18 protein-coding genes are annotated in these 24,835 nt (G+C 65.1%); 10 read left to right on the top strand and 8 right to left on the bottom strand.

Annotated elements, in window-relative coordinates:
- Positions 1–81: 81 nt before the first annotated feature.
- Both J2R80_RS36750 and J2R80_RS36745 read right to left on the bottom strand, forming a co-directional pair.
- Positions 82–534 carry a MaoC family dehydratase gene (locus J2R80_RS36750; RefSeq protein WP_253640295.1) on the bottom strand — a complete coding sequence of 151 codons (453 nt, stop codon included), beginning with the start codon at positions 532–534 and terminating at the stop codon, positions 82–84.
- 11 nt (positions 535–545) lie between these two features.
- Positions 546–1,037 (bottom strand): MaoC family dehydratase, encoded by a 492-nt coding sequence (locus J2R80_RS36745; RefSeq protein ID WP_028331684.1) that lies wholly within the window; start codon positions 1,035–1,037, stop codon positions 546–548.
- Between the two features lie 170 nt (positions 1,038–1,207).
- Between J2R80_RS36745 and J2R80_RS36740 the strand changes: the two genes are divergently transcribed.
- Together J2R80_RS36740 and J2R80_RS36735 are read left to right on the top strand one after the other, a co-directional pair.
- Complete coding sequence (locus J2R80_RS36740; protein WP_076833082.1) at positions 1,208–1,978, top strand: IclR family transcriptional regulator C-terminal domain-containing protein; 771 nt, start codon at positions 1,208–1,210, stop codon at positions 1,976–1,978.
- 164 nt (positions 1,979–2,142) lie between these two features.
- Positions 2,143–2,769, top strand: coding sequence for a pyridoxamine 5'-phosphate oxidase family protein (locus J2R80_RS36735; RefSeq protein WP_141339524.1), 627 nt, complete (start codon positions 2,143–2,145; stop codon positions 2,767–2,769).
- Positions 2,770–2,812: 43 nt separating this feature from the next.
- On the opposite strand, the gene J2R80_RS36730 is transcribed toward J2R80_RS36735, so the two are convergent.
- A complete protein-coding gene (locus tag J2R80_RS36730) occupies positions 2,813–3,238 on the bottom strand; it encodes a hypothetical protein (RefSeq protein ID WP_057015672.1) in 426 nt (141 codons plus the stop codon).
- A gap of 262 nt (positions 3,239–3,500) precedes the next feature.
- Between J2R80_RS36730 and J2R80_RS36725 the strand changes: the two genes are divergently transcribed.
- Positions 3,501–4,673, top strand: coding sequence for a M20 aminoacylase family protein (locus tag J2R80_RS36725; protein ID WP_253640294.1), 1,173 nt, complete (start codon positions 3,501–3,503; stop codon positions 4,671–4,673).
- Positions 4,674–4,676: 3 nt separating this feature from the next.
- Here J2R80_RS36725 and J2R80_RS36720 read toward each other — a convergent pair whose 3' ends face one another.
- Positions 4,677–5,858 (bottom strand): cytochrome P450, encoded by a 1,182-nt coding sequence (locus J2R80_RS36720; protein ID WP_253640293.1) that lies wholly within the window; start codon positions 5,856–5,858, stop codon positions 4,677–4,679.
- A 139-nt stretch (positions 5,859–5,997) separates the two neighbouring features.
- Between J2R80_RS36720 and J2R80_RS36715 the strand changes: the two genes are divergently transcribed.
- Positions 5,998–6,906 carry a LysR family transcriptional regulator gene (locus tag J2R80_RS36715; RefSeq protein WP_253640292.1) on the top strand — a complete coding sequence of 303 codons (909 nt, stop codon included), beginning with the start codon at positions 5,998–6,000 and terminating at the stop codon, positions 6,904–6,906.
- Positions 6,907–6,997: 91 nt separating this feature from the next.
- Here the strand turns inward: J2R80_RS36715 and J2R80_RS36710 are convergent, their stop codons facing one another.
- Together J2R80_RS36710 and J2R80_RS36705 are read right to left on the bottom strand one after the other, a co-directional pair.
- Positions 6,998–8,620, bottom strand: a complete 1,623-nt coding sequence (locus J2R80_RS36710; protein ID WP_253640291.1) for an inorganic phosphate transporter — start codon at positions 8,618–8,620, stop codon at positions 6,998–7,000.
- A 531-nt stretch (positions 8,621–9,151) separates the two neighbouring features.
- The gene (locus J2R80_RS36705) at positions 9,152–10,600 is read right to left on the bottom strand and encodes a UdgX family uracil-DNA binding protein (protein WP_253640290.1); all 1,449 of its coding nucleotides are present in this window, start codon (positions 10,598–10,600) and stop codon (positions 9,152–9,154) included.
- A gap of 329 nt (positions 10,601–10,929) precedes the next feature.
- Between J2R80_RS36705 and J2R80_RS36700 the strand changes: the two genes are divergently transcribed.
- Genes J2R80_RS36700 through J2R80_RS36690 form a run of 3 tightly spaced genes read left to right on the top strand, consistent with a single transcriptional unit; the run spans position 10,930 to position 16,737 of the window.
- Positions 10,930–11,763, top strand: a complete 834-nt coding sequence (locus tag J2R80_RS36700) for an ImuA family protein (protein WP_057015667.1) — start codon at positions 10,930–10,932, stop codon at positions 11,761–11,763.
- Positions 11,654–13,303 (top strand): DNA polymerase Y family protein, encoded by a 1,650-nt coding sequence (locus J2R80_RS36695; RefSeq protein WP_057015666.1) that lies wholly within the window; start codon positions 11,654–11,656, stop codon positions 13,301–13,303. Before J2R80_RS36700 ends, J2R80_RS36695 begins: the two co-directional genes overlap by 110 nt.
- Positions 13,300–16,737: an error-prone DNA polymerase gene (locus J2R80_RS36690; RefSeq protein WP_253640289.1), complete on the top strand. Its 3,438-nt coding sequence runs from the start codon at positions 13,300–13,302 to the stop codon at positions 16,735–16,737. Before J2R80_RS36695 ends, J2R80_RS36690 begins: the two co-directional genes overlap by 4 nt.
- A gap of 602 nt (positions 16,738–17,339) precedes the next feature.
- Here the strand turns inward: J2R80_RS36690 and J2R80_RS36685 are convergent.
- A complete protein-coding gene (locus tag J2R80_RS36685) occupies positions 17,340–17,627 on the bottom strand; it encodes a hypothetical protein (RefSeq protein ID WP_018270628.1) in 288 nt (95 codons plus the stop codon).
- Between the two features lie 122 nt (positions 17,628–17,749).
- Here J2R80_RS36685 and J2R80_RS36680 point away from each other — a divergent pair, with 122 nt between their 5' ends.
- From J2R80_RS36680 to J2R80_RS36670, 3 genes are all read left to right on the top strand, one after another.
- Entirely contained in the window at positions 17,750–19,156 is a 1,407-nt protein-coding gene (locus tag J2R80_RS36680; RefSeq protein WP_076833569.1) for a CoA transferase, read from the top strand.
- Positions 19,157–19,307: 151 nt separating this feature from the next.
- Positions 19,308–20,555, top strand: a complete 1,248-nt coding sequence (locus tag J2R80_RS36675; protein WP_057015665.1) for an efflux RND transporter periplasmic adaptor subunit — start codon at positions 19,308–19,310, stop codon at positions 20,553–20,555.
- 115 nt (positions 20,556–20,670) lie between these two features.
- On the top strand, positions 20,671–23,805 hold the full coding sequence (locus J2R80_RS36670; protein ID WP_076833100.1) for an efflux RND transporter permease subunit: 3,135 nt from the start codon (positions 20,671–20,673) through the stop codon (positions 23,803–23,805).
- Here the strand turns inward: J2R80_RS36670 and J2R80_RS36665 are convergent.
- Positions 23,798–24,766, bottom strand: a complete 969-nt coding sequence (locus tag J2R80_RS36665; protein ID WP_168856444.1) for an amidohydrolase family protein — start codon at positions 24,764–24,766, stop codon at positions 23,798–23,800. The two genes, J2R80_RS36670 and J2R80_RS36665, sit on opposite strands and share 8 nt — an antisense overlap.
- Between the last annotated feature and the right edge of the window lie 69 nt (positions 24,767–24,835).

Genomic DNA, 24,835 nt, shown 5'->3' with positions numbered 1-24,835 from the left:
GCATCCAGCGATGCATTCCGACCTCTCCCGGCAGGCGGGGCGAGGTAAGTGGAGCCCGTTGCTCCGATCGAGTGCAGGCGGCTACCCCGCTTTCGCGTTCGGCGGAAACTCCAGCATCGCTTCGCCGGCCGCGACCGTCTCGCCGCGTTGGTTCTGTACGGCGACGTCGACCAATACCCAGCGCGATTTTGCGCTGACCTGCTTGGCCTTGATGGTGCCGGCCGGGCGGATGGTGTCGCCGGGCTTCACCGGCTTCAGCCAGCGCGTCTCGAGCCTGCGATGGATCGCGCCGGCAGGCGTTGCCCAGTCGGTCAGCATGCGCGAGATCAGGCCGAAATTGTTCATGCCGTGCATGATGATGCCGCCGAAATTGGTCTTGCCGAAATCGCCCTTCATGTAGTTGTCGTCGAGATGCAGCGGGTTGTAGTCGAGCGATGCATCGCAGAACAGGCGGATCGATTCGCGCGAAACCGCGAATGCCGGGCCGTCGATGGTGTCGCCGGCCTTGAGAGATTCGAAATTCGCCGTGGTCATGGTGATCCTCCTTACATCGGACGGATGGTCTGGCCGCGACCCGAGCAGATCACGTCGCCATGCTGGTTGAAGAAGACATTGTCGTGCACCACGAACAACCGCTCACGCTTGATGAACTTGTCGAGCGCGCGCGCCTGCAGGGTGATGGTGTCGCCGGGGCGTGCCGGGATGTTGTAGCTCCACGACTGCCCGGCATTGACGGTGCCCGGCGAGCGCATCCAGTCGTCGGCCGGCGTGCAGGCGAACATCAGCAGGATATGGATCGCGGGCGGCGCGATCAGCCCGCCATAGGGCCCGGCCTTGGCGGCTGCTTCGTCAAGATAGAGCGGATTGGTCTCGCCGACTGCGCGGCAGTACAGCGCGATCGCTTCCTGCGTGAGCTTGTAGGGCAGCGTCTTGCGCGGCTCGCCGGGGACGATGTCGTCCCACACCTTGCGCAGCTTCGCGTCTTTCCAGAAATCGGTTTCGAACGGGGTGGCCGCAGAACTTTCTGCTTGCGCCATCGTGCATCCTCCTGCTACTGAGTTCGCCAGGCGAACAATTCATTCGCTGTATGAATTCACGCTAGCGCGGTCGGGAGCCCCTGACAAGCGCGCAGGGCCGCGTCATGTGCAGGCAGCCATGCGGGCTGCGATGTCATGAGCGCGATGACGGAACCAGCTGGGCGCCCGCCATGAGCAAAGAGAGTGACGGCTTCGTGCGCGCGATTGCGCGCGGCTTCTCGATCATCGAGGCACTCGGCAAGCCGCCGGGGCGGCACACGCTGGCGGAGGCCGCCGATACTGCCGGCCTCAACCGCGCCACCGCGCGGCGTATCCTCGCGACCCTGATCGCGCTGAAATATTGCGCCTCCGACGGACGCTATTTCAGCCTGCGGCCGCGCGCGCTCGGGCTCGGCCTGTCCTATCTCAACGCCTTGCCATACTGGGGTCATGCGCAGCGTGCGCTGGAAAACCTGCGCAACGAGATCGGCGAATCCTGCGCGATGGCGGTGCTCGACGAGGATGAGATCGTCTATGCGCTGCGCCTGCCGGCGCGGCGGATTCTTTCCGCCAATCTTGGCGTCGGCAGCCGGCTGCCCGCGCATCTGGTCTCGCTCGGCCGCGTCATGCTCGCGGCGCTGCCGCCCGGCACCCGCGAGGCTTATCTCGCGACCGGGGGGTTCAGGCAGGTCACGCCGCGCACGGTCACCGATCCGGAGCGTCTCGGCGAGTTGCTCGCGCGGGTCGAGAGCGACGGCTATGCCTGGGTCGACGGCGAGCTCGATCCGGCGATCTGCGGCATCGCGGTGCCGTTGCGCGATCCCGCGGGCGCGGTGGTCGCCGCGCTGAGCGTCAACACGATCTCGGGAACGGTGAGCGAAGCCGGCGCGCGCAAGAAGTTCCTGCTGCCGCTGCGCCGCACCGCGCAGGAGATCCGCAGCCAGATGCTGACATCAGGGTAGGGGACGGCCGTTATCGACGCCTTTTCACCCGCTCCGGACCTGGATGGCTTTCCACGCCCATGCCGAATGAATAGTCTTTCGCCTTGCTGGCCGGGTGAACTGCCAAGGAAAATCGCGGCCACGTCAAAGTGCAGATCGATTGCTCAACTTGCCGGAGGATTGCCGTGGCCGACCCAGTCCGCGCCCCTTTCTATCACGACGGAATGCGTGAGTTGCAGGACCGCTTCGACGGTCGGCGTGTCGCCGACGGCCTCGAGAAGCATCGCCTCCACTTCGAATTCTGGGAACAGGACCGCAAGCTCATCGAGGAGACGCGCTTCTTTTTCATCGCGACCAGCTACCAGGACAACGTTGATTGCTCGATGCGTTCCGGCGATCCCGGCTTCGTGAGGATCACAGGGCCCGATACGCTTGAATTCCCTGAATACGACGGCAACAACATGTACCGCACGCTCGGCAATATTCACCGCAACCCGAACGTCGGATTGTTGTTTGTACGGCTCGACGGCAAGACGTTTCGCACGCGCATCCGAGGCAAGGCAACGATCCACGACAGCGCCGAAGTGCTTGCCGGGCATCACGGCGCGAAGGTCGTCGTGCGCGTCAAATGCGAGATCTTTCCAAATTGCCCGCGCTACGTTCCGGACCTGATGGGCGCCTCAGCGGACGTACCGGCGAATCTGTACGTGCCTCGGCCCGGGTACGAGCCGCCCGCCCCGGAATGGAAAAGCCGGGATTATCTCAAGGACGTGCTTTCGAAGTACGATCCGCATCGGAAACGTGACGCATAGCGGACAGCCGGGAACCGCATCCGGACGAGCGAGCAAACCGCGATCAGGGCAGCGGCGCCATGTAGGGAATGCTGCCGACCAGAGCGAACACCTGCACCGCGTTGCACAGCATGCCGCCCCAATGCAGCTGGCGCAGCCGCCGCACCGCGGTAGGATCACCCGAGTCTCGCGCGTCCGCCTCAGCATCGAGCCGCCGCAAGAACCATCGGCGCGCCAGCACCGCGAACGCCGCGATCAAGGCGATGCCAAGCGCAACGGCGAACCGGCCGGCCGTGGCAAAGGCGAGCGTGCCGATCACGCCCGAAACAGTGAGCACCAGGAAGTAGGCATTGAACATGCCACGCAGCAGCCGTGTGACCGGCGGGACGTCGAGCTTCACGAGCAGGAACGCCGGCGCCGCCAGCAGGAAGTATCCCATCGGCACCAGCAGGATGATGGTGGAAAACAACACCGCCTGATCCGGCGTCATGCAGCCGCTCCCTGTTGGAAGGCGAGAGGATTTCGGTGCGGAAAACCTGGGGTAGTATCCGCGCCGGATATGTCCCGCACTATTAGGCTTTGGTCGGATGCGATGATATCAGGCCCGAGGTCTGCGCAAAGTCCAGCGAGGGACGGCTCGCATCCCGATTGCGAATGCAGGCCCCAGCCGCGAGCATGCCACATCCGTTTGGGTGGACCGGCTCTTGCATGCTAGAGATGACTTACGTCCAACCTCTGAGGCCAGAATTCTCATGCCCATCGTGAACCGCGTCGCCGATCTGCAACCCGATATCCAGGCCTGGCGCCGCCACATCCATGAAAACCCCGAGTTGCTCTACGATGTGCACCGCACTGCATCATTCGTCGCCGACCGGTTGCGCGAGTTCGGTTGCGACGAGGTCGCGACCGGGCTCGGCAAGACCGGCGTGGTCGGGGTCATCAAGGGCAAGAAGGGGCCGGCGAAGGGCGACGTCAAGGTGATCGGCCTGCGCGCCGACATGGATGCGCTGCCGATTCACGAACAGACCAATTTGCCCTACGCCTCGAAGACGCCGGGCAAGATGCACGCCTGCGGCCATGACGGCCACACCGCGATGCTGCTGGGGGCGGCGCGCTATCTCGCCGAGACGCGCAATTTCGCCGGCGAGGCGGTCGTGATCTTCCAGCCGGCCGAGGAGGGCGGAGCGGGTGCCGCCGCGATGATCAAGGACGGCCTGATGGACCGCTTCGGCATCGAGCAGGTCTACGGCATGCACAACGGTCCGGGGATTCCGATCGGCTCGTTCGCGATCCGCACCGGCCCGATCATGGCCGCGACCGATGCGATCGACATCAAGATCGAAGGGCTCGGCGGTCACGCCGCGCGTCCGCACAAATGCATCGATTCCGTGCTGGTCGGCGCGCAGCTCGTCACCGCCTTGCAGCAGATCGTCGCGCGCACCGTCGATCCGCTCGACTCCGCCGTGATCTCGATGTGCGAATTCCACGCCGGCAACGCCCGCAACGTGATCCCGCAGACCGCGGAGTTGCGCGGCACCGTGCGCACGCTGACCCGCGAGGTGCGCGACCTCATCGAGAAGCGCGTGCGCGAGGTGGTGGATGGCGTTGCCAAGATGACCGGCGCCAAGATCGATCTGACCTATGAGCGCGGCTACCCGGTCACCGTCAACCATGAGGCGCAGACCGAATTCGCGAGCCGCATCGCGCGCGAGGTCGCGGGCGCATCCAACGTGCACGAGATGCCGCCGCTGATGGGCGCCGAGGATTTTTCCTACATGCTGGAGGCGCGGCCCGGCGCCTTCATCTTCTGCGGCAATGGCGACAGCGCCGGCCTGCATCACCCCGCCTACAATTTCAACGACGAGGCGATCGTCTTCGGCACGTCGTATTTCGTGAAGATCGTCGAGAACGCATTGGCGGCGTGAGGCTCACGCGTCCCATCGCACCGGCAGCGTCACCGGTCCGCGGAACACCCAGCCGCGCACGACCGGCGGCGCCTCCGCGCGGAGGCGCAGATTGCGCAGGCGCGCGAACAGCATCGGCGCCACGATCTTGCCGACGGTGAGCCGTGACACCCAGGTGCCGGCGCAGAAATGCGGTCCGGCGCCGAATGCCAGATGCGATTGCTTGGGCCGCGTCACGTCGAAGCGATCGGGCTCGACGAAGCGGCTGCCGTCGCGGTTGGCGGCGCCGACGCAGAGGCCGATCTGAAGGTCTTGCGGCAGCGTGGTGCCGGAGAGCTCGACATCGCGGGTGACGCGGCGCGGATACATGCCGATCGGCGAGATCCAGCGCACCGCTTCCTCGAGCGCGGCCGGCCACAGCTCCGGCTTCGCCAGCACGCCGTCCTTCTGTGCCGGGTTTTCCAGTAGGCCGAGCACGAGCGTCAGGATCGCATCGCGCGGCTCGTTCAGGCCGCCGCCGATGATCACCTTGATGTTGGCGCGAATGCCCTCGATCGGCATCGACGGATCGGCATTGACCATCGAGGACAGGATCGAAGGATTTGGCTGGCTGCGGAGATCGTCGAGCACCGCGTCGATCGCGGCATCGACATCGGCGCTCGCCTGCATCGCCTTGCGCTCGATCTCGGCGTCGGCGGCGTAATTGCCCGCGCCGTCGATCAGCGCCTGCGACCACTCGGCGAGGGTTTGCCACGGCATCTTGCGAAACCCGATCATTGCCATCAGGCTGAGTGAGGCCATCGGCGCGGCAAGGGCGGAGAACAGATCGGCCTCTTCGGTCGCCAACAGATCATCGATCAGTTTTTCTGCGATCGCGGTGAATTGCGGCGCCCAATGCTCCTTGATTGTGGCCGGACGGAACGAGGGCTCGATCGCCTTGCGGCCGATCGCATGCTCGGCGCCGTCCTTGCGCATGAAGGTCGGCCCCATCACCTTGTTGACCAGCGAGGCCGGATTGTCGGCCGAGTAGGTCGCGGGATCGCGCTCGATCCGCATGATGTCGTCGAAGCGCGTCACCAGCGTCAGCTTCGCGGGCGCGACGAAGACCGCCGGCGCGATCTCGCGCAGGCGGCGGAAGATCGGATAGGGGTCGTCGAGCAGATCCTGATACGCGATATCGGTAACGACAGGCACGGCGCTGGTCATTGGTCCTCCCGGGAGCGCTTTTTCGCCAAGGCTAGCCCCGGGGTGCGCGATCGCTCAATTCGATGGGATTGATCTGGACCATCGAAATATTCCATGACCTTGTGCTAGGCTGGGCGGCCAGCAATGCGGGAGGTGCAGGGTGGCGGCCAATTCCTCGATCGATCCGATCGACATCGGGACTCTGCGGACCCTTGTGCTGGTCTATGACCTGCAGTCGTTCTCCGCCGCCGCCAAGCGGCTCGACGTCAACCAGTCCACCATCAGCTATGCGATCGAGCGGCTGCGCGGCGCGCTGCATGACCCGCTGTTCGTTCGCAGCGGCAATGGCGTGACGGCGACCGAACGCTGCGCGACGCTGGTTACCTGGGCGCGGGACATGATCGGCGAGATCGACGGGCTTGCCTCACCGGCGGAGTTCGATCCGGCGACGGCGCAGGGCAGCGTGACGATCTCCTGCAACTATCACGAACGCCAGACCCTGATCCCGCAGTTCAGCACGCGGCTGCGCGCCGGCGCGCCGCAAGTCCGTCTCGTCCTGCTCGATGCCGCGGGCCACGGCGATGTCCATCTCAAGCAGAACCAGTGCGACATCGTGCTTGGTCCGGTCGGCATCGCCGGCGAAGGCTTCTTCCGGCGCCATATCCTCACCGACCACTACGTCTGCGTGATGGATCGGGCCAATCCGCTGGCGCGCGGCCGGATCGCGCTGTCGGCCTATGCCAGGGCCGAGCATGTCTTCATCACCCACAGCGGTGAGTGGCAGCCGCTCTATCTCGCGGCGCTGAGGGCGAGGAAGATCGAGATCGAGCCAGTGGTCAGCCTGCCCAACCACGACAGTCTGGAGCGCATCATCACAGGCACCAGGCTCGTCGCGACCATCCCGCATCATCTGGCGCGGCCGATGCGCGGCGGCCTCCATGTCGCTGCGCTGCCGTTCCGCGTGCCGATCTCGATCGACATGCACTGGGGCGCCAGGACGGCCAAATCCGGCTTGCACAAATGGGCGCGCGGCCTGCTGGCCGAGGTTGCGAAGGCCTGCGCCGCCTGAGCAAGGAGCCGGGCTGCAGGTCCAAAGCAAAAGGCCCGCACCGGAGTGCGGGCCTTTGTCCGGCGCGTTGCTGCGCCCAAAGCGTGGGGCGTCAGAACAGGTGGTAGAACACGTAGTACAGAACGCCCGAGATGATCATCGCGGCCGGCAGCGTCAGCACCCAGGCCATCGCGATGTTGCGGATCGTGGCCCATTGCAGGCCGGAGCCGTTGGCGGCCATGGTGCCGGCGATGCCTGACGACAGCACGTGCGTGGTCGAGACCGGCAGGCCGTAGCCGTCGGCCGCCGCGATCGTCGCGGCCGCCGTGATCTCGGCGCAGGCGCCCTGCGCGTAGGTCAGGTGGGTCTTGCCGATCTTCTCGCCGACGGTGACGACGATACGCTTCCAGCCGACCATGGTGCCGAGGCCGAGCGCGATGGCGACGGCGAACTTCACCCAGCTCGGGATGAACTTCGTCGCGGCATCGAGCGAGCCCTTGTACTGGTTCAGCGTGGCGATGTCGGCAGCGGTCAGCTCGGCTTCCTTGTCCTTCATCAGGAAACGGATCGCCTCGGACGCCAGGTACATGTCGTTACGGGTGTTGCCGACCGCGTCAGCCGGGAACTTGGCCAGCGATCCATACTGGGCAATCTGCTGGCCGATGTCGCGCACCAGCACCGCAAGCGACGGAAAGGTGCCTTCGTTGATCTGGTGCTGCGCGACATAGTTGGTCACAGCCGGGCGCGGGTTGCCGATCACGTTGTAACCGGCGGCCTTGCCTTCGATGACCTTGCTGGCCGCGGTCGAGTGCGCCGTGAACAGCTCGATCTGGCTCGAGGGCATTGCGCGGTTCAGCGCATAGGCGGTCGGCACGGTGCCGATCAGGATCAGCATGATCAGGCCCATGCCCTTCTGACCGTCATTGGAGCCGTGGAAGAAGCTGACCAGTGTGCAGGTCAGGATCAGGATGCCGCGGATCCACCACGGCGGCGGCTGGTCGCCGACCGGTTCGCCGAACAGCGCCGGCGTCGCGCGCTGCAGCGCGATCTTGAGGAGGTAGAGCAGGCCGGCGGCGAGCGCGAAGCCGAACAGCGGCGACAGCAGCAGCGCCTTCGCGATGTTGGTCGCCTGCGACCAGTCGACGCCCGAGGTGCCGTCACGGCCGCGCAGCAGCGCGTTGGTGATGCCGACGCCCATGATCGAACCGATCAGGGTGTGCGAGCTCGAGGCCGGCAGGCCGAGCCACCAGGTGCCGAGATTCCAGATGATGGCGGCGATCAAGAGCGCGAACACCATGGCAAAGCCGGCACTGCTGCCGACCTGCAGGATCAGTTCGACCGGAAGCAGCGAGACGATGCCGAACGCGACGGCGCCGCTGGAGAGCAGCACGCCGATCAGGTTGAACATGCCCGACCACACCACGGCGACATGCGCCGGCAGCGAGCGGGTGTAGATCACGGTGGCGACCGCGTTCGCGGTGTCATGGAAGCCGTTGACGAATTCGAAGCCGAGCGCGATCAGCAGCGCGACGAACAGCAGGATATACGGCAGGAACGAGGTGATGCGCGTGCCGGTGGCGTCGACATCGGCATAGATGCTGTAGGCAACGAACAGCAGCGCGGCCGCAACCACGCCCAAATAGATAACCCCGGTGAGAGGATGAAAGCCCTTGTCGAGGTCCGGACCCTTTTTCAGGGCGGGCTCGATCGAGCCGGGTAACGCCATATCGCTCATGGTAAACTCCTGTCCCAATGCTCCCGATTTTGATCGATGCATATGACAAGCAATTGAAATCCGGCCCGCGAGCCGCGCCGGTCTCCCGTGGCGGTGGACATCGAGCCGAAGTTTTGTGCAACGCATTGAGCGCGCACGTGGCTTCGCGGCCTCGTGGCAATCTTCAGCAACAAGGATCGCGGATCGCGACGGAAAGCTGCCTGCGTTTCGCAGGACGAGACAATGTGCGGACGACATCACACTGGCATCCGGCCGGCCGGGCAGCCGGAGAATTCGGCGGACGCCTGCGAGTGGAAGGTTGCGAAATGAGGGAGGGGGATTGAGAGATGAGGTGGCGCGCCGCACGATCGGGGCTAGCAAACCGCGCAGCGCGCCCGCCTCAGGGTACGTCATGGCGTGAACATGACGCCCGATACCTGCGGAACATGCTACCCTACCACGGATCAATTAAAGGTTGTAGGTATTTGTCCGCGGCTTAGAACAATTTCTCGTTGCGATGTGGTTCCTCAGGTTCCGCTGGTTTTGCGGAACTCAAGCTGCATCGACTGATCTGCGCAACTGATGTGCGGCGATTTTCAGGTCGTCGATAAAGCGCTGATATTCCAGCGCCTTGGCTTTTTCATCCGGCAGCCGCAACAGATAGGACGGGTGCACGGTGACGAGCACCTTGGTTCCGTCGTGGTCGATCAGATGGCCGCGGTTCTTGTTGATCGGCGTGATCTTGCCGAGCACGCTCTGCGCCGCGGTGGCGCCGAGCGCCATCACGAGGTCCGGCTTGATGGTGGCGAGCTCGCGCTCATACCACTGGCGGCAGGCGCGGATCTCCGGTGTGCTCGGCTTCTGGTGCAGCCGGATCTTGCCGCGCGGCACGAATTTGAAGTGCTTCACTGCATTGGTGACATAGACCTTGCGGCGATCGATGCCGGCTTCCTGCAGCGCTCGATCGAGCATCTGGCCGGCCGGTCCGACGAAGGGGTGGCCTGCGAGATCTTCCTTGTCGCCGGGCTGCTCGCCGACCAGCATCAGCGTTGCGCTTTGCGGTCCCTCACCGAACACGGTCTGGGTTGCGTCTTTCCACAGCGGGCAGGCTCGGCAATCGGCGGCCTCCTCGCGCAAGGCCGCGATGGTGTCGTGAGCTTGCCTGCCTTGAACTTGCTTGCCTTGAACTTGCTTGCGGGGCATCGGCGTATCCTGCCGCTTCTGCGGCTCGGCCGCCTTGCGTGCGATGAAGGGGCCGCTGGTCATGCGCATTGCGTCTTCGATCAGAGGCTTAATGATCGAGTCCTCGGGCAGGTTCCTCCAATAGGCTTGCGGCATCTCCATCACTTTCAGCCGTGCGGGATTGAAGCGGCCGTTGTCGTGACGCCGCCAGGCCTCCTCGAGCCGGTCCTCGGTCGGCACTTCGGATTTGGCGACGCCCGGCGTGATCGAGATCGCGTGCCCGTCCCAATGTGCGCAGACGTCGGGGGTCAGGATCGACCACGGCATGTCGGCGAAGCGGCCGGCGAAGAACGGCGCGGCAAGCTCGACGATGTGATGCTCCGGCTCGAACCAGGCGACGTAATGAGCCGTCCGCTCGCGGCCGATCTCGCGGAAGCGCAGATGCGCATGCATCCTGTCGATATCGACATAGATCGCGCGCGCCATCGCGTGGACCTCGGCGATATCGGGATCATCGGTCGCACTGAGCAGATCGTGACGGCTGCGCAGCCGCCACAGCAGGCGATAGAGCAGGGCAAAGCGTTCGTCACTGCGATGCAGGATCGCGGCCTTTGCGAGCTCGACGAATTTGGCCGACACATTGAACCGCGCCTGCGGCGTATCCGGCAATTCATTCACGCAGGATGCCGACGACAATTCGTCGTCGCTGCGTACGGTCCATGTGATCTCCGCGGGCTTCACATCGTTCAGCGCCAATCGCCGCGCGGCCTTGCGCCAGCCCTCGAAATCGGTGTCGTTGTCGAGCACGATGATGCGCATGCGATTGCTCCGTTTCCGTCACGCCGTCATTTTCGGGGCCTGCGTGCCTGACTTGCGGAAGATGAGGGCCTGTCCGGTTCGGCGGCTGCTGAATCCCATTGATTCCACTCATTAATCGATGATCTCACCAATCCGATTGACTCCGCGGGCCCTGTTAGCTTTATATTAGAACATATCATGAACAAATGAGCCAGTCCCTGGTTCTCTGTTCAGACCAGTGACGGCCTCAAATTTTGGTTGGAAGGAGCGGCGCATATGCCGGAGCGCGATCAGCAAAAGTGGTCGCCGGTTTTGCGTCCGATCGCGCTCCTCTTTTTTAAGAAAGGCGCATGATCTTGTCGCCAAACCGCTCACACTTTGGCGGATCATGCGCCGCCGCACGCATAGGTACGCTTGCGTCTCTGCGCGGCAGCATCGCGCGTATCGAGGCGTCATCGGATGCGGCGATGCCGAACCGCGTCGCGCTCGGCCATGCCGGCGCGGATGCGATGCTGCGCGGCGGGCTTGCGCCGGCGGCATTGCACGAGGTGTTCGCGGCCGGCCATCAAGGCGGCGCGGCGACCGGCTTCATTGCGGGGCTCGCCGGACGGCTGTCGGCACGCAAGCCGCTGGTCTGGGTGCGGCAGGATTTTTCCGATCGCGAAAACGGCGCGCTATCGATGCGCGGGCTTGCCGAGCTCGGCCTCGATCCGCGCCTCTTGGTCACGGTGCGCGCTGCCGATGTCGATAGCGGCCTGCGCGCCGCGGCCGACGCGCTCGCCTGCGATGCGCTCGGCGCGGTCGTGCTCGAGGTCTGGGGCCAGGCGCGCCAGCTCGATCTCGTCGCCAGCCGCAAATTGACCCTGGCCGCGCAGGCCTCCGGCGTCACCGCGCTGGTGCTGCGGATCGCGGCAACCCCGATCCCCTCGACCGCGGAGACGCGCTGGATCGTGCGCGCGGCGCATTCGCCGCCGGGCAATGCCGCGAGCGTGTGGGGCGCGCCGCGCTTCGAGGCCGAACTCGTGCGCAATCGTCATGGCCCTGTCGGGCGATGGATCATGGAATGGAAATGTGATGAGTGCCAATTCAGTGAACCGTCGGCGTATCCTCAGCCTGTGGCTGCCACGCCTGCCCATCGACCGCATCAAGCGCAAGCTCGCGCAGGACATCGCCTCGCAAGCTGATGCACGGGAGGTGGCAGGGCTCCCTCTCCCGCAAGCGGGAGAGGCGAAGAAAGCAGAACTCCCCAGCGTCGTCGTCGCAAAAGACCACAACGCCATCCTGCTGCACGCGATCGACGAGGCCGCGGTGCGCGCCGGGCTGTCGATCGGGCTGCCGCTCGCCAATGCGCGGGCGATCTGTCCGGAGCTCACGGTCTATGATGCCGATCCCGCCGCCGATCTGAAGACGCTGAACGACATCGCCGACTGGTGCGATCGCTTCACGCCGCTGGTCGCGCTCGATCTGCCTTACGGTCTGTTTCTCGACATCACCGGCTGCGCGCATCTGTTCGGCGGCGAGCGCGCGCTGCTGCAGACCGTGACGGGGGCGCTGAGCCGGCGAGGCTTTGCCGTCAGCGCGGCGATTGCCGGCACCTCGATCGCGGCGCGTACGCTGACGCGCACCGCCTCGGGCAAGATTGTCCCCGATAGCGAGGAAGCGGCGGCGGTCGGTCCGCTGCCGGTGTCGGCGCTCGGTGCCGATGCCGCTGTCACCACCGGCCTGCGCCGCGCCGGCTTGAAGACCATCGGCGATGTCGCCTCGCGCGCGCCGCATGAAATCTCGGCGCGGTTCGGTGCGGCCTTCACCACCTTGCTCAGCCACGCGCTCGGGCAGGGCGATGCCCCGATCAGCCCGCGCAAGCCGCTGCCCGATTACATCGTCGAGAAGCGTTTCCCCGAGCCGATCGCGACCGACACCGTGATCGCGCTGACGCTCTCAAGCCTTGCCAAGATGCTGGTTGCGGCGATGGACAAGCAGGGCAAAGGTGCGCGGCAGCTGGAAGCGAGCTTCTTCCGCACTGACGGTGCGGTGCGCGCGATCATGGTCGAGACCGGGCGTCCGGTGACGCGGCCCGAGATGATCGATCGCCTATTCCGCGAGCGGCTCGATGCGCTGAATGATCCGCTCGATCCCGGCTTCGGCTTCGATCTCATTCGCCTCGCCGCAGGGCGTACCGAGATCGTGGTACAGCAGCAGCGCGATCTCGACGCCACCATACACGACAATGACGAGCTCTCGGCGCTGATCGACCGCATCGCCGCCCGCATCGGCGGAAAACGCGTCGTCGTGCATCTGCCGCTGGAGAGCCACATCCCCGAACGATCGGCGCTCGCGCTGCCGGCGCAGCATCATCTGGCCGCGGCCAGCGCCGCCGCCTGGCCGGAGCACGTTGCGAGCGAACCACCGCTGCGTCCCTTGCGGCTATTCGAGCAGCCCGAACCGATCAAGGTGCCGTTCGCGACCGTGCCCGACGGTCCGCCGCATCAATTCACCTGGCGGCGCGCGCAGCACGAGGTGGTGCGGGTCGAGGGCCCCGAGCGCATCGCGATGGAATGGTGGAAGCAGGACGGCGCGTCGCTGACGCGCGATTATTTCCGCGTCGAGGATGCCGAAGGCCAGCGCTTCTGGATCTTTCGCGACGGTCTCTACGAGAGCGAGCTGCGCGACGAGGAGGGCAAGCCCGTTCCGGCCAATTGGTATGTGCATGGGCTGTTCGCATGAGCGCACCTCCACCTGATTATGCCGAGATCGGCATTACCAGCAATTTCTCCTTCCTGCGCGGCGGTTCCGATCCGCGCGCCTATGTGCATCAGGCGAGCGAACTCGGGATTCCCGTGATCGGGCTCGCCGATCACAACACGCTGGCCGGCGTGGTGCGCGCCTGGAAGGAGCTCGACAGCGAGAAGGTTGCCCATCCGCCAAAGCTTTTGATCGGCGCCCGCATCGTCTTCATCGACTCTACGCCCGACATCCTGGTCTATCCGCGCGATCGCGCCGCCTATGGCCGGCTGTGCCAGCTCCTGACCCGCGGCAAGCGCGGCGACGACATCGTGCGGATCGAGAAAGGCGAGTGCCATCTGAAGCTCGCCGACCTCCTCGACTTCGTCGAGGGGCAGCTCCTGGTGCTGGCGCTGCCGCATCGCTTTGAGGAGGCAGGCACGCTCGATCTGCTTGCAAAGCTGAAGGCAAGCGCCGCCGACGGCGTCTGGCTCGCCGCAAGCCTGCTCTATCGCGGCGACGACAGGCGCCGCCTCGCGCGGCTGCATGGCCTCGCCACCGACGCCGGTGTGCCGCTCATCGCCACCAACGAGGTGCTCTATCACCATCCGGCGCGCCGCCCGCTGCAGGACGTGCTGACCTGCATCCGCGAAAAGACCACGATCGAGGCGGTCGGCCGCAGGCTCGAGGCCAATGCCGAGCGGCATCTCAAGCCGGCGCATGAAATGATCAGGCTGTTTCGCGATCTGCCGGACGCGATCGCGGAAACCATGCGCTTTGCTGCACGCATCTCTTTCTCGCTCGACCAGCTCAAATATCAGTATCCCGACGAGCCGGTGCCGCCGGGCAAGACCGCGCAGCAGCATCTGGAAGATTTGACCTGGGCCGGTGTCGACAAATATTTCGGCGGCGAGATCGACGAAAAGCTTCGCACCACCCTGAACAAGGAGCTCGCGCTGATCGCCGAGCTGAAATACGCGCATTACTTCCTCACCGTGCACGACATCGTGCACTATGCGCGCAGCCAGAACATCCTGTGCCAGGGACGCGGCTCGGCAGCCAATTCCGCGGTCTGCTTCGTGCTTGGCGTCACCTCGGTCGATCCGACCAAGGTCGATCTGTTGTTCGAGCGCTTCATCTCCAAGGAGCGGCTGGAGCCGCCCGACATCGACGTCGATTTCGAGCATTCGCGGCGCGAGGAGGTGATGCAATATGTCTACCGCCGCTACGGCCGCCACCGCGCCGCGATCATCGCCACCGTGATCCATTATCGCCCGCGCAGCGCGATCCGTGACGTCGGCAAGGCGCTCGGGCTGACCGAGGACGTCACCGCGGCGCTCGCCGACACCGTGTGGGGCAGCTGGGGCAAGGGCCTCAACGACATGCAGGTGCGACAGGCCGGGCTCGATCCCAAAAATGCGATGATCAACCTCGCGGTCGAGCTCGCCACCGAGCTGATCGAGTTTCCGCGTCATCTCTCGCAGCATGTCGGCGGCTATGTACTGACCCAGGACCGGCTCGACACCTATGTGCCGATCGGCAACGCCGCGATGGACGACCGCACTTTCATCGAATGGGACAAGGACGACGTCGACGCCCTTAGCATGATGAAGGTCGACGTGCTGGCGCTGGGCATGCTGACCTGCATCCGCAAATGTTTTGACCTGATCGCCGACCACAAGGGCGAGCACTGGGAGCTAGCTTCGGTCCCGCAGGACGACAAGAAAGTTTACGACATGCTGTGCCGCGGTGAATCGCTCGGCGTGTTCCAGGTCGAGAGCCGGGCGCAAATGAACATGCTGCCGCGGCTGAAGCCGCGCACCTTCTACGATCTCGTCATCGAGGTCGCGATCGTGCGCCCGGGGCCGATCCAGGGCGACATGGTGCATCCTTATCTGCGCCGGCGGAACGGCCAGGAAAAGGTCAGCTATCCATCGCCAGCGCCCGACCAGGGCGACAAGGACGAGCTCTACAACGTGCTGCACAAGACACTCGGCGTGCCGCTGTTCCAGGAGCAGGCGATGCGGATCGCGATCGAGGCGGCCCATTTCACCTCGGAGGAAGCCAACGGCCTGCGCCGCTCGATGGCGACCTTCCGCAATCTCGGTACCATCGGCAGCTACGAGGAGAAGCTGGTCGGCAACATGGTGGCGCGCGGATATTCACCCGACTTCGCCCGCAGCTGCTTCGACCAGATCAAGGGTTTCGGCTCCTACGGCTTCCCGGAAAGCCACGCCGCGAGTTTTGCGCAGCTCGTCTACATCTCCTCATGGCTGAAGCACCATCATCCCGATGCGTTCTGCTGCGGCCTGCTCAACTCGCAGCCGATGGGCTTCTATGCACCGGCCCAGATCGTCGGCGACGCCCGCAAGAACGGCGTCACGGTGCGCGAAGTCGATGTCTCCTTCAGCTTTGCGCAGAACACGCTCGAGGAGAAGGTCGGCGATCATTGCGCGGTGCGGCTCGGCTTTCGCCAGATCGACGGATTTCACTGGCTGGATGAGGACGAGGAGAGGCTGAAACAGCTTCAACTGTCATTCCGGGATGGTGCGCTAGCACCAGACCCGGAATCTCGAGATTCCGGGTTCTCGCTTCGCGATCCCCGGAATGACGGTGGTGAGACAGACTGGGCCGACCGCATCGTTGCCGCGCGCAACCGCCGGCCGTTCACCTCGCTGGAAGACTTCGCGCGCGACACCGGCCTGCCCAAGCGCGCGCTGATCCTGCTCGCCGACGCCGATGCGTTCCGCTCGCTCGGGCTCGACCGCCGCGAGGCGCTGTGGGCGGTGCGCCGGCTGCCCGACGACGTGCCGCTGCCGTTGTTCGAGGCCGCCACCGCACGCGAGCAGCCGGATGAGGGCGCCAAGCCGCTGCCGGAGATGCCGCGTCCGGAGCAGGTGGTCGCCGACTATCAGACCATCCGCCTGTCACTGAAGGGCCATCCGATGGAGTTTTTGCGCGACACCTTTACAAAGGAGCGCGTCGTCGCCTGTCACACCATCAACCGGAGCAACGACCGCCGCCGCGTCCGCTGTGCCGGCGTCGTGCTGGTGCGGCAGCGGCCGGGCAGCGCCAAGGGCGTCGTGTTCATGACACTGGAGGACGAGACCGGCATCGCCAACATCGTGGTGTGGCCGAAGGTGATGGAGCAGTACCGCAAGGAGGTGATGGGCGCGCGCCTGATCCTGGTCGAGGGCTATATCCAGAGCAGCCCGGAGGGCGTGACGCATCTGGTGGCGCAGCGCATGACCGATCGCTCCCACGATCTGATCGGCCTCGCCAACGAATCCTTGAGCCGCAAGCATCCGGTGCCGGCGGGCCCCGCGCTGATCGAGCCGCTCAACGACGACCGCCGCGATCACGGCGACAACTCGCCGCAAAAGATCCGCCACCCACGCAACGTCCGCATCCTGCCGCCGTCCCGCGATTTTCATTGAACCGCGTGCGACGGCTCTCTCACCGTCACCCTGAGGACACCTGTGGTCCTACCCCCGAGCTTTCTACCCATTCCTCGGGGCCCATGGGTGCGATCGGCACCCGGCTTTCCCTGCGCCCTCTGTTCAAAAGAGAGGGCGGAACGAGATGCAAAGCTCGGACAAAACATGTCGTGAGAACGCGGAAGCATGACTCACATACCGCGCCACACACTCATCGTCGTCCCGGCGAAGGCCGGGACCCACAACCACCGTTGCAAATGGTTACGCTCTGCTGGAACGACGAGTGCCATCCACAACATCCGCTGCGGCGTATGGGTCCCGGCCTTCGCCGGGACGACGCCTGGGACTTAACCACCGAAGCAAATTGCTATGCACTCTTGCAACGGCGAGTCCCGCCTACAACATTCGCCGCGGCGTATGGGTTCTCCGAGTTCATGCGGCGCGAACGCGCCATTGTCCATCCAACCAGTTCATCGACTGATGTCGCGCGAATGCGAACGTGTAGCCTACACGCCAATGCTGACACGTAGCTTACAGCTGGTCCCTGTCGGGCGGGTCTCACCGTCGCATCGATGGCGGATGACTTCCTCAGCCGCTGCATGCTACTCCACCGCGGCGCCGACCGGCGGTCCGCCCGGCGGGCGGTGCAGGAAGGTGATCGATGCGTAGGCGCCGACCCACGAGCCGAGGGCGGCGAAGGCGACGTAGAGCCAGTTTTCGGTGTAGCTGATCACCGCATAGGAGGAGAGCACATACCAGACGCTGCTCCAGGTCGCCGCCGGCACGCGCTTGCGCGCCACGACCGCCGAGGTGAACATGACATAGACCGCGTCGGTCGCTGCGGTCGCGAGGAAGACAGCGCCGGCGGTGAGAGGATCGATGGCAGCCATTGCAACTCCTGTGTGGGTCGGGCAGAGCTGGATATAAGCAGGGCCGGAAATGATTGTTGGGATCGGGCACCGCCTTTTTGTCATCATGCTCGGGCATAGGATAATCGCAAACGGGTATGCGCATGCAGGACATTCGTGAAATCCTTTCCGATGTCTGGACCGGCGCCGGCGGCGCGCCGGCCGCGCTCGATGCGGTCACATTGACCGGCAGCGAGCCGCAGCTGCCGTCGTCGTTTCGGGTCGCAGCCGCAGCGCAGGCGCCGATCGCAGCAGCCGGCCTCGCCGCGGCCGAGATCTGGAAGGCCCGCAGCGGCGAGCAGCAGGACGTCGCGGTCGACATCCGCCATGCCGTCGTCGAATGCCGCAGCGAGCGCTATTTGCGCGTCGACGACAAGCCGCCGCCGCCGGCCTGGGACAAGATCGCCGGCGTCTATCGTGTCAAAGACAACCGCTTTGTCCGCCTGCACACCAATTTCCCGCATCATCGCGACGCCGTCTGCAAGGTGCTCGGCTGCAACGCCGAGCGTGACGAGGTCCAGGCCGCGCTGCTGCAATGGGACGGCGAGGCGTTCGAGACCGCGGCCTACGCCGCCGGCGGCGTCGTCGCCTTGATGCGCTCGCACGACGAGTGGTCGGCGACGACGCATGCCAAAGAACTGGCAAAACTGCCGCTGATCTCGATCGAGAAGATCGGCGAGGCCGCACCGAAGCCGTGGCCCGCGGGCAACCGGCCGCTGGCCGGCATCCGTGTGCTCGATCTGTCGCGCGTAATCGCCGGTCCCGTCGCCGGCCGCACGCTCGCGGCGCATGGCGCCGACGTACTCCTGATCTCCGGTCCCGATCTGCCGGCGATCCCCTGGCTCACCATCGACACCGGCCGCGGCAAGCTCACGAGCTTCCTCGAACTGCGGAGCGAGGAGGGGCGGGGTGTGATGCAGGGGCTGTTGGCGCAGGCCGATATTCTCTCGCAGGGCTATCGGCCGCAGGCGATCGCGCGGCTCGGCTTCTCGCCGGAGGAAGCGGCGCGGATCAATCCCGGGATCGTCTATGTGACACTGTCGGCCTACGGCCATGCCGGCCCGTGGGCCGGGCGCCGCGGCTTCGACTCGCTGGTGCAGACCACGACCGGCTTCAATCATGCCGAAGGACAGGCGGCCGGCACAGATGGGCCGAAGGAATTGCCGGCCCAGATGCTCGACCACGCCACCGGATATTTCATGGCGTTCGGTGCCATGATGGCGAAGGCCCGCCAGGCCCGCGAAGGCGGCAGCTGGCACGTCCGGGTATCGCTGGCGCAGACCGGACGCTGGCTGTGGAATCTCGGCCGCCTCGAAGGAGGCCTTGCGACCGAGGACCTGAAGGCGGATGCGGTGCAGCCCTTCATCGAACGGCTGCGGTCAGGCTTTGGCACGCTGAGCTCGGTCCGGCATGCCGCCGTGCTGTCCAGGACCCCGGCCCATTGGTCCCGTCCGGCCATGCCGCTCGGCAGCCACCCTCCGGAGTTTCCTGCCCCGGAGTTTCCCGGATGAGACATTCAGCTGCCGTTCAGGCTATGCAAACTTTAACGACAGGCGTCGCCGAATGGCGATTTTTAGGTTGTTTGATACGCCAATTCAGCACTATTAGCGCACCGCTGGGGCCGTCCCGCCGGATGCTGCAACGATCGACCCCGCGGACCGCATGGTGAAAGAGTTTACCAAGAGAATGCAGAGCTTTAGCCGTCCGCGCCTGGTCGTGGCCGCGGCGCTGCTGGCGGTTGCCTGCGCGGGTGCCTATGGCTACACGCGTTTCGGCTCGGAAAAGCAGACATCTTCGGAAGTCTCCAGCCAGTCCCGCAAGGGCGGCGCGCGCTATGCGCCGTCGGCGGCCGAGTGGGCCAGCCTGACCTTCCAGACCGTGAGCGAGCACACTTTCCGCTCCGAGCTGGTGACCGAGGGCAAGATCGGCATCGATGAGGACCGCTCCACCCCGGTCTATTCGCCCTATACCGGGCGTGTCACCCGCCTCATGGTGCGGCCGGGCGATGCCGTTGTGAAGGGCCAGCCGCTGTTCGTGATCGAGGCGGCCGACACCGTGCAGGCGCAGAACGATTACATCGCGGCTATGACCGGCCTCAACAAGGCGCAGTCGGCGCTCGACCTGGCGCAGATCCAGGAGAAGCGCGCCAAGGATCTGTCCGAGGGCAAGGCGATCCCGCTGAAGGATTATCAGCAGGCCCAGACCGCGCTGGTGCAAGCGCAGAACGATGCGCGCTCGGCGCAGACGCTTTTGGAAGCGGCGCAGAACAAGCTGCACATTCTCGGCTTCGGCGACGACGACATCACGACGCTGCGGCAGAAGGGCCGCCTCAATCCGGAGACGACGGTGTTCGCGCCGATCGGCGGCACCGTGGTCCAGCGCAAGGCCGGTCCCGGCCAGTATGTCTCGACCGGTGCCAGCGACCCGGTCTACGTGATCGGCGATCTGTCGACGGTCTGGCTGATCGCCTTCGTCCGCGAATCCGACGCAGACAATGTCGCGGTCGGCCAGGACCTCACCTTCAGCGTGATGGCGCTGCCGGGCAAGACGCTGAACGCCCGGGTCAACTATGTCGCCGCGGCGATCGACGCGACCTCGCGCCGGCTCCTGGTTCGCGCCACCATCGACAACGCCGACAAGCGGCTGAAGCCCGAGATGTTCGCCAATGTGACGCTGTATTCGAAGGGCGATCACCCGGCAGTCGGCGTGCCGAAGCAGGCGCTGATCTACGAGGGCGACCAGGTTCGGCTCTGGGTCGCGAGGGCCGACGACAAGACCATCGAGCTGCGTCAGATCAAGCCCGGCCTCATCAATGGCGACCTCGTCGAGGTGGCCGGCAACCTCAAGCCGGGCGAGCAGATCGTGACGAAGGGAAGCCTCTTCATCGACCGCGCCGCATCAGGCACCTAAGCGCATGATCCGGAAAAGTGGGAAGCGGTTTTCCCTCGCGACAAACGCGCAACGCGTTTGCGCGGAGATCACGCTCAATAAGAAAATTCCCTTCCAGTTGAAAGCGCCGATCTGAATGGATCGCCTCGTCGCCCTTGCCGTCAATCGCCGCTACTTGATGGTGGCCATGTTTGTGGCCGTCTTGATCGGCGGCCTGCTCGCGTTCAAGCAGCTCAACATCGAGGCCTATCCCGATCCGACCCCGCCGATGGTCGATATCGTGACGCAGAGCCCGGGCCTCTCGGCCGAGGAGATCGAACGCTACATCACGATCCCGATCGAGACCCAGGTCGCCGGCATCAAGAACCTCAAGACCATCCGTACCATCTCGCTGTACGGCCTTTCCGACGTCAAGCTGCAGTTCTCCTTCGACTACACCTATGACGAGGCGCTGCAACAGGTGCTCAACCGCCTGTCGCAGCTCGCGCCGCTGCCGGGCAACGTGCTGCCCGGCATCTCGCCGCTCAGCCCGATCGGCGAAATCTTCCGCTACCGCCTGAAGGGACCGCCTAACTACAGCGTGCTCGACCTCAAGACGCTGCAGGACTGGGTGCTGCAGCGCCGCTTCCGCGCGGTGCCCGGCGTGATCGACGTCACCGGCTGGGGCGGCAAGACCAAGACCTACGAGATCCAGGTCGACTTCAACAAGCTGGTCGCCAACGGACTGACGCTGCCGCAGGTGCTGCAGGCGGTGTCCAACGCAAACATCAATGTCGGTGGCAACACCGTGAACATCGGTTCGCAATCGGCCGTGGTGCGCGGCGTCGGCCTGATCCGCTCGATCGACGACCTCGCCAACACCATGGTCTCGCAGTCCGGCGGCAATCCGGTGCTGGTGCGCGACATCGCCCATGTCACGATCGGCGAGAAGCCGCGGCTCGGCATCGCCGGCCTCGACAATGACGACGACATCGTGCAGGGCATCGTCCTGATGCGCCGCGGCGAGCAGAGCTCGCCGACGATTACCCGCGTCGAGCAGCTGGTCCACGACATCAACCATTCCTCGATCCTGCCGCCCGGCGTGAAGATCGAGCGGATCTACGACCGCAAGGACCTGATCGAGCTCACCACCCACACCGTGCTGCACAACATGGTGGTCGGCATCCTCCTGATCGTGCTGTTGCAGTGGATATTCCTCGGCGACCTCCGCAGCGCGCTGATCGTCGGTGCGACGATCCCGTTCGCGCTGTTCTTCGCCGTGATCATCCTGGTGCTGCGCGGCGAATCCGCCAATCTGCTGTCGGTCGGCGCGATCGATTTCGGCCTGATCGTCGATGCCACCGTGATCATGGTGGAGGCGATCTTCCGCCGGCTGTCGCAGACCACCGCGCTGTCGGAACACGAGCGAAGCCACATCTCCGAGGACACGGTGATGGGGATGAAGAGCCACGCGATCCTGTCGGCGGCCGCCGATGTGTCGCGCTCGATCTTCTTTGCCGCGGCGATCATCATCGCGGCGTTCCTGCCGCTGTTCACGCTGTCCGGCGTCGAAGGCAACATCTTCGGCCCGATGGCGCGCACCTATGCTTACGCGCTGGCCGGCGGGCTGCTGGCGACGTTCACGGTCACTCCGGCGTTCAGCGCGATCATCCTGCCGGCGCATATCCACGAGACCGAGACCTGGATCGTCAAGAAGCTCGACGCGATCTACCTGCCGGTGCTGAACTGGGCGATCGCCAACCGCAAGCTGGTGATGGCCGGCGCGGCCGGCCTCGTGGTCATGACCATCATCTTCGCGCGCTTCCTCGGCCTCGAATTCCTGCCCAAGCTGGAAGAGGGCAATCTGTGGATCCGCGCCACGCTGCCGCCGACGATCTCGCTGCAGGAGGGCAATGCCTATGTCAACGAGATGCGGAAGCTGATCCGCAGCCGTCCCGAGGTGGTATCGGTGGTGTCGCAGCACGGCCGTCCCGACGACGGCACCGATGCGGCCGGCCTGTTCAACGCCGAATTCTTCGCGCCGCTGAAGCCGGCCAGCGAATGGCCAAATACTCACGACAAGGACGTGCTGACTGCGCAATTGCTGGCGCAGTTGCAGGAGAAATTCCCGGGCGTCGAATTCAATTTCTCGCAGTATCTGCAGGACAACGTGTCGGAAGCGGTGTCCGGCGTGAAGGGCGAGAACTCGATCAAGCTCTACGGCAATGATCTGCAGGCGCTGACCGACACCGCCAACAAGATCAAGTCGGTGCTGTCGACGGTGCAGGGCGTCACCGATCTTGCGGTGTTCACCTCGCTCGGCCAGCCGACCATCCAGATCGACGTCGATCGCGCGCGCGCCGCGCGCTATGGCCTGTCGCCGGGCGACATCAACGCCACGATCCGGGTTGCGGTCGGCGGCGACAGCGCCGGCGACCTCTATGAGCCCGGCAGCGACCGGCACTTTCCGATTATCGTCCGCCTTGCGCCGGAATATCGCAAGAGCGCGGAGGCGATCCAGAACTTGCGGATCGGGGTGGCCAACGCCAACGGCGGCATCACGCAGATACCGCTCTCCGAAGTGGCCTCGATCAACCTGATCTCCGGCGCGGCCTATATCTACCGCGAGCAGCAGGAGCGCTATTTGCCGATCAAGTTCTCGGTCCGCGAGCGTGACCTCGGCAGCGCGATCCGGGAGGCGCAGCAGAAGATCGACGAGCAGGTGCAGCTGCCGCCGGGATCGCGTGTCGAGTGGGTCGGCGAGTTCGGCAATCTGCAGGACGCGATCAGGCGGCTGTCGATCGTGGTGCCGATCAGCCTCGCGCTGATCGCGGTGCTGTTGTTCTTCAATTTCGGCTCGATGGTCGACACCATGCTCGCGATGAGCGTGATCCCGATGGCGATCTTTGGCGGCGTGCTCGGGCTGCTGATCTCGGGGATTCCGTTCAGCGTGTCGGCGGCGATCGGCTTTATCGCGCTGTTCGGCATCGCGGTGATGGACGGCATCATCATCCTGTCGCAGTTCAACCAGCTGATCGACGAAGGCTACGACCGGATGCGCGCGGTGATCCGCACCGGCGAGCTGCAGTTGCGTCCGGTGCTGATGACCTGCGTGGTGGCGGGCGTCGGCCTGTTGCCGGCGGCGATTTCGGAAGGCATCGGCTCGCAGGTGCAGAAGCCGCTCGCCATCGTCGTCGTCACCGGCATGATGCTGGCGCCGCTGGTGATCCTGATCACGCTGCCGGTCTTGATCTCCTACTTCTCGCGCCGGCCGAAGGACGGCCTCAGGTGAAGCCGTAGAGCCGCGCCGGATTGTCGACCAGGATCGCCTTGCGGACCGCGGCGTCCGGCGCCCAGACCGGAAGCTGGTTGAGGAGGCGGCCGTCGTCGATTTGAAACAGCGGCGTCACGTCGGTGACCTTCTTGCCTTGCGGCGTCACCGAATCCGGGTGCGGCCAGTCGGTGCCCCAGACGATGCGCTCGGCATTGGCCGCGATCAGCGCCTGCGCCAGCGGCGTGGCGTCGGCATAATCGGGCGCGAGCTTGGAGGCGCGGTAGGCGCCGGAAATCTTGACATAGGCCTTGCCGGATTTGACCAGCGCGAGCAGGTCGGCAAATCCCGGCTGGTCCGTGCCGAGGGCGGCCTCGGCGCCGCCGAAATGGTCGAACACGACCGGCACCGGCGCTGTAGCGACGAGGTCCTTGATCGCGGAGATCATGGCGAGGCTGGTGAACAGCTGCACATGCCAGCCGCGCGCCTTCATCCGCTCGATCGCGGCCGAGAAGCGCTGCCGGCCGACATTGGGATCGTTGACGCCGCCGGTCGCGAGGTTGAGGCGGATGCCGCGGAAGCCGGCCTTGTTCATGGCATCGAGATCGCTCTCGCTGGTCTTGTCGTCGATCACGGCGACGCCGCGCGCGGTCGGCCCGCGGGCCGTGATGCCGAACAGGGTCGACGAATTGTCGGGGCCATAGACGCTCGGCGTCACGATCACCACGCGCTCGACATGGAGCGCCTTGTGCAGCGCGCTCATCTCCTCCGGCGAGGCCGGTTCCGGCGTGTAGACGCGGCCGGCGAAGAACGGGAATTTCTCGGGGTCGCCATGGATGTGGGTGTGGCAGTCGCATGCCCCGGCAGGCACGTCGAAGTTCACCGCGGTCGATGGTTGCGCTGCCTTGGAAAATGCGTTGCTGCTGGTCATGGTCACTCCGGCTGCGATGGAAACCTGCATCATATCGCGTCGCGTCAGCATTGGACGTCTCCCTGCGTGCTCGGCTGTTATGCGCGTCATACGCGCGCCGGCATTATGGGTTGCCGGCGG

This window comes from Bradyrhizobium sp. USDA 4541 (assembly GCF_024171085.1).
Taxonomy (GTDB): Bacteria; Pseudomonadota; Alphaproteobacteria; order Rhizobiales; family Xanthobacteraceae; genus Bradyrhizobium; species Bradyrhizobium australafricanum.
Note: the sequence above shows the minus strand (reverse complement) of the source record. Positions and strands in the feature narration are given on the sequence as shown.

Coding starts and splice junctions, on each gene's coding strand:
- J2R80_RS36750 (WP_253640295.1), bottom strand. CDS start 534: ATGACCACGGCGAATTTCGAATCTCTCAAGGCCGGCGACACCATCGAC.
- J2R80_RS36745 (WP_028331684.1), bottom strand. CDS start 1,037: ATGGCGCAAGCAGAAAGTTCTGCGGCCACCCCGTTCGAAACCGATTTC.
- J2R80_RS36740 (WP_076833082.1), top strand. CDS start 1,208: ATGAGCAAAGAGAGTGACGGCTTCGTGCGCGCGATTGCGCGCGGCTTC.
- J2R80_RS36730 (WP_057015672.1), bottom strand. CDS start 3,238: ATGACGCCGGATCAGGCGGTGTTGTTTTCCACCATCATCCTGCTGGTG.
- J2R80_RS36725 (WP_253640294.1), top strand. CDS start 3,501: ATGCCCATCGTGAACCGCGTCGCCGATCTGCAACCCGATATCCAGGCC.
- J2R80_RS36720 (WP_253640293.1), bottom strand. CDS start 5,858: ATGACCAGCGCCGTGCCTGTCGTTACCGATATCGCGTATCAGGATCTG.
- J2R80_RS36710 (WP_253640291.1), bottom strand. CDS start 8,620: ATGAGCGATATGGCGTTACCCGGCTCGATCGAGCCCGCCCTGAAAAAG.
- J2R80_RS36705 (WP_253640290.1), bottom strand. CDS start 10,600: ATGCGCATCATCGTGCTCGACAACGACACCGATTTCGAGGGCTGGCGC.
- J2R80_RS36700 (WP_057015667.1), top strand. CDS start 10,930: ATGATCTTGTCGCCAAACCGCTCACACTTTGGCGGATCATGCGCCGCC.
- J2R80_RS36695 (WP_057015666.1), top strand. CDS start 11,654: ATGAGTGCCAATTCAGTGAACCGTCGGCGTATCCTCAGCCTGTGGCTG.
- J2R80_RS36690 (WP_253640289.1), top strand. CDS start 13,300: ATGAGCGCACCTCCACCTGATTATGCCGAGATCGGCATTACCAGCAAT.
- J2R80_RS36685 (WP_018270628.1), bottom strand. CDS start 17,627: ATGGCTGCCATCGATCCTCTCACCGCCGGCGCTGTCTTCCTCGCGACC.
- J2R80_RS36680 (WP_076833569.1), top strand. CDS start 17,750: ATGCAGGACATTCGTGAAATCCTTTCCGATGTCTGGACCGGCGCCGGC.
- J2R80_RS36675 (WP_057015665.1), top strand. CDS start 19,308: ATGGTGAAAGAGTTTACCAAGAGAATGCAGAGCTTTAGCCGTCCGCGC.
- J2R80_RS36670 (WP_076833100.1), top strand. CDS start 20,671: ATGGATCGCCTCGTCGCCCTTGCCGTCAATCGCCGCTACTTGATGGTG.
- J2R80_RS36665 (WP_168856444.1), bottom strand. CDS start 24,766: ATGCTGACGCGACGCGATATGATGCAGGTTTCCATCGCAGCCGGAGTG.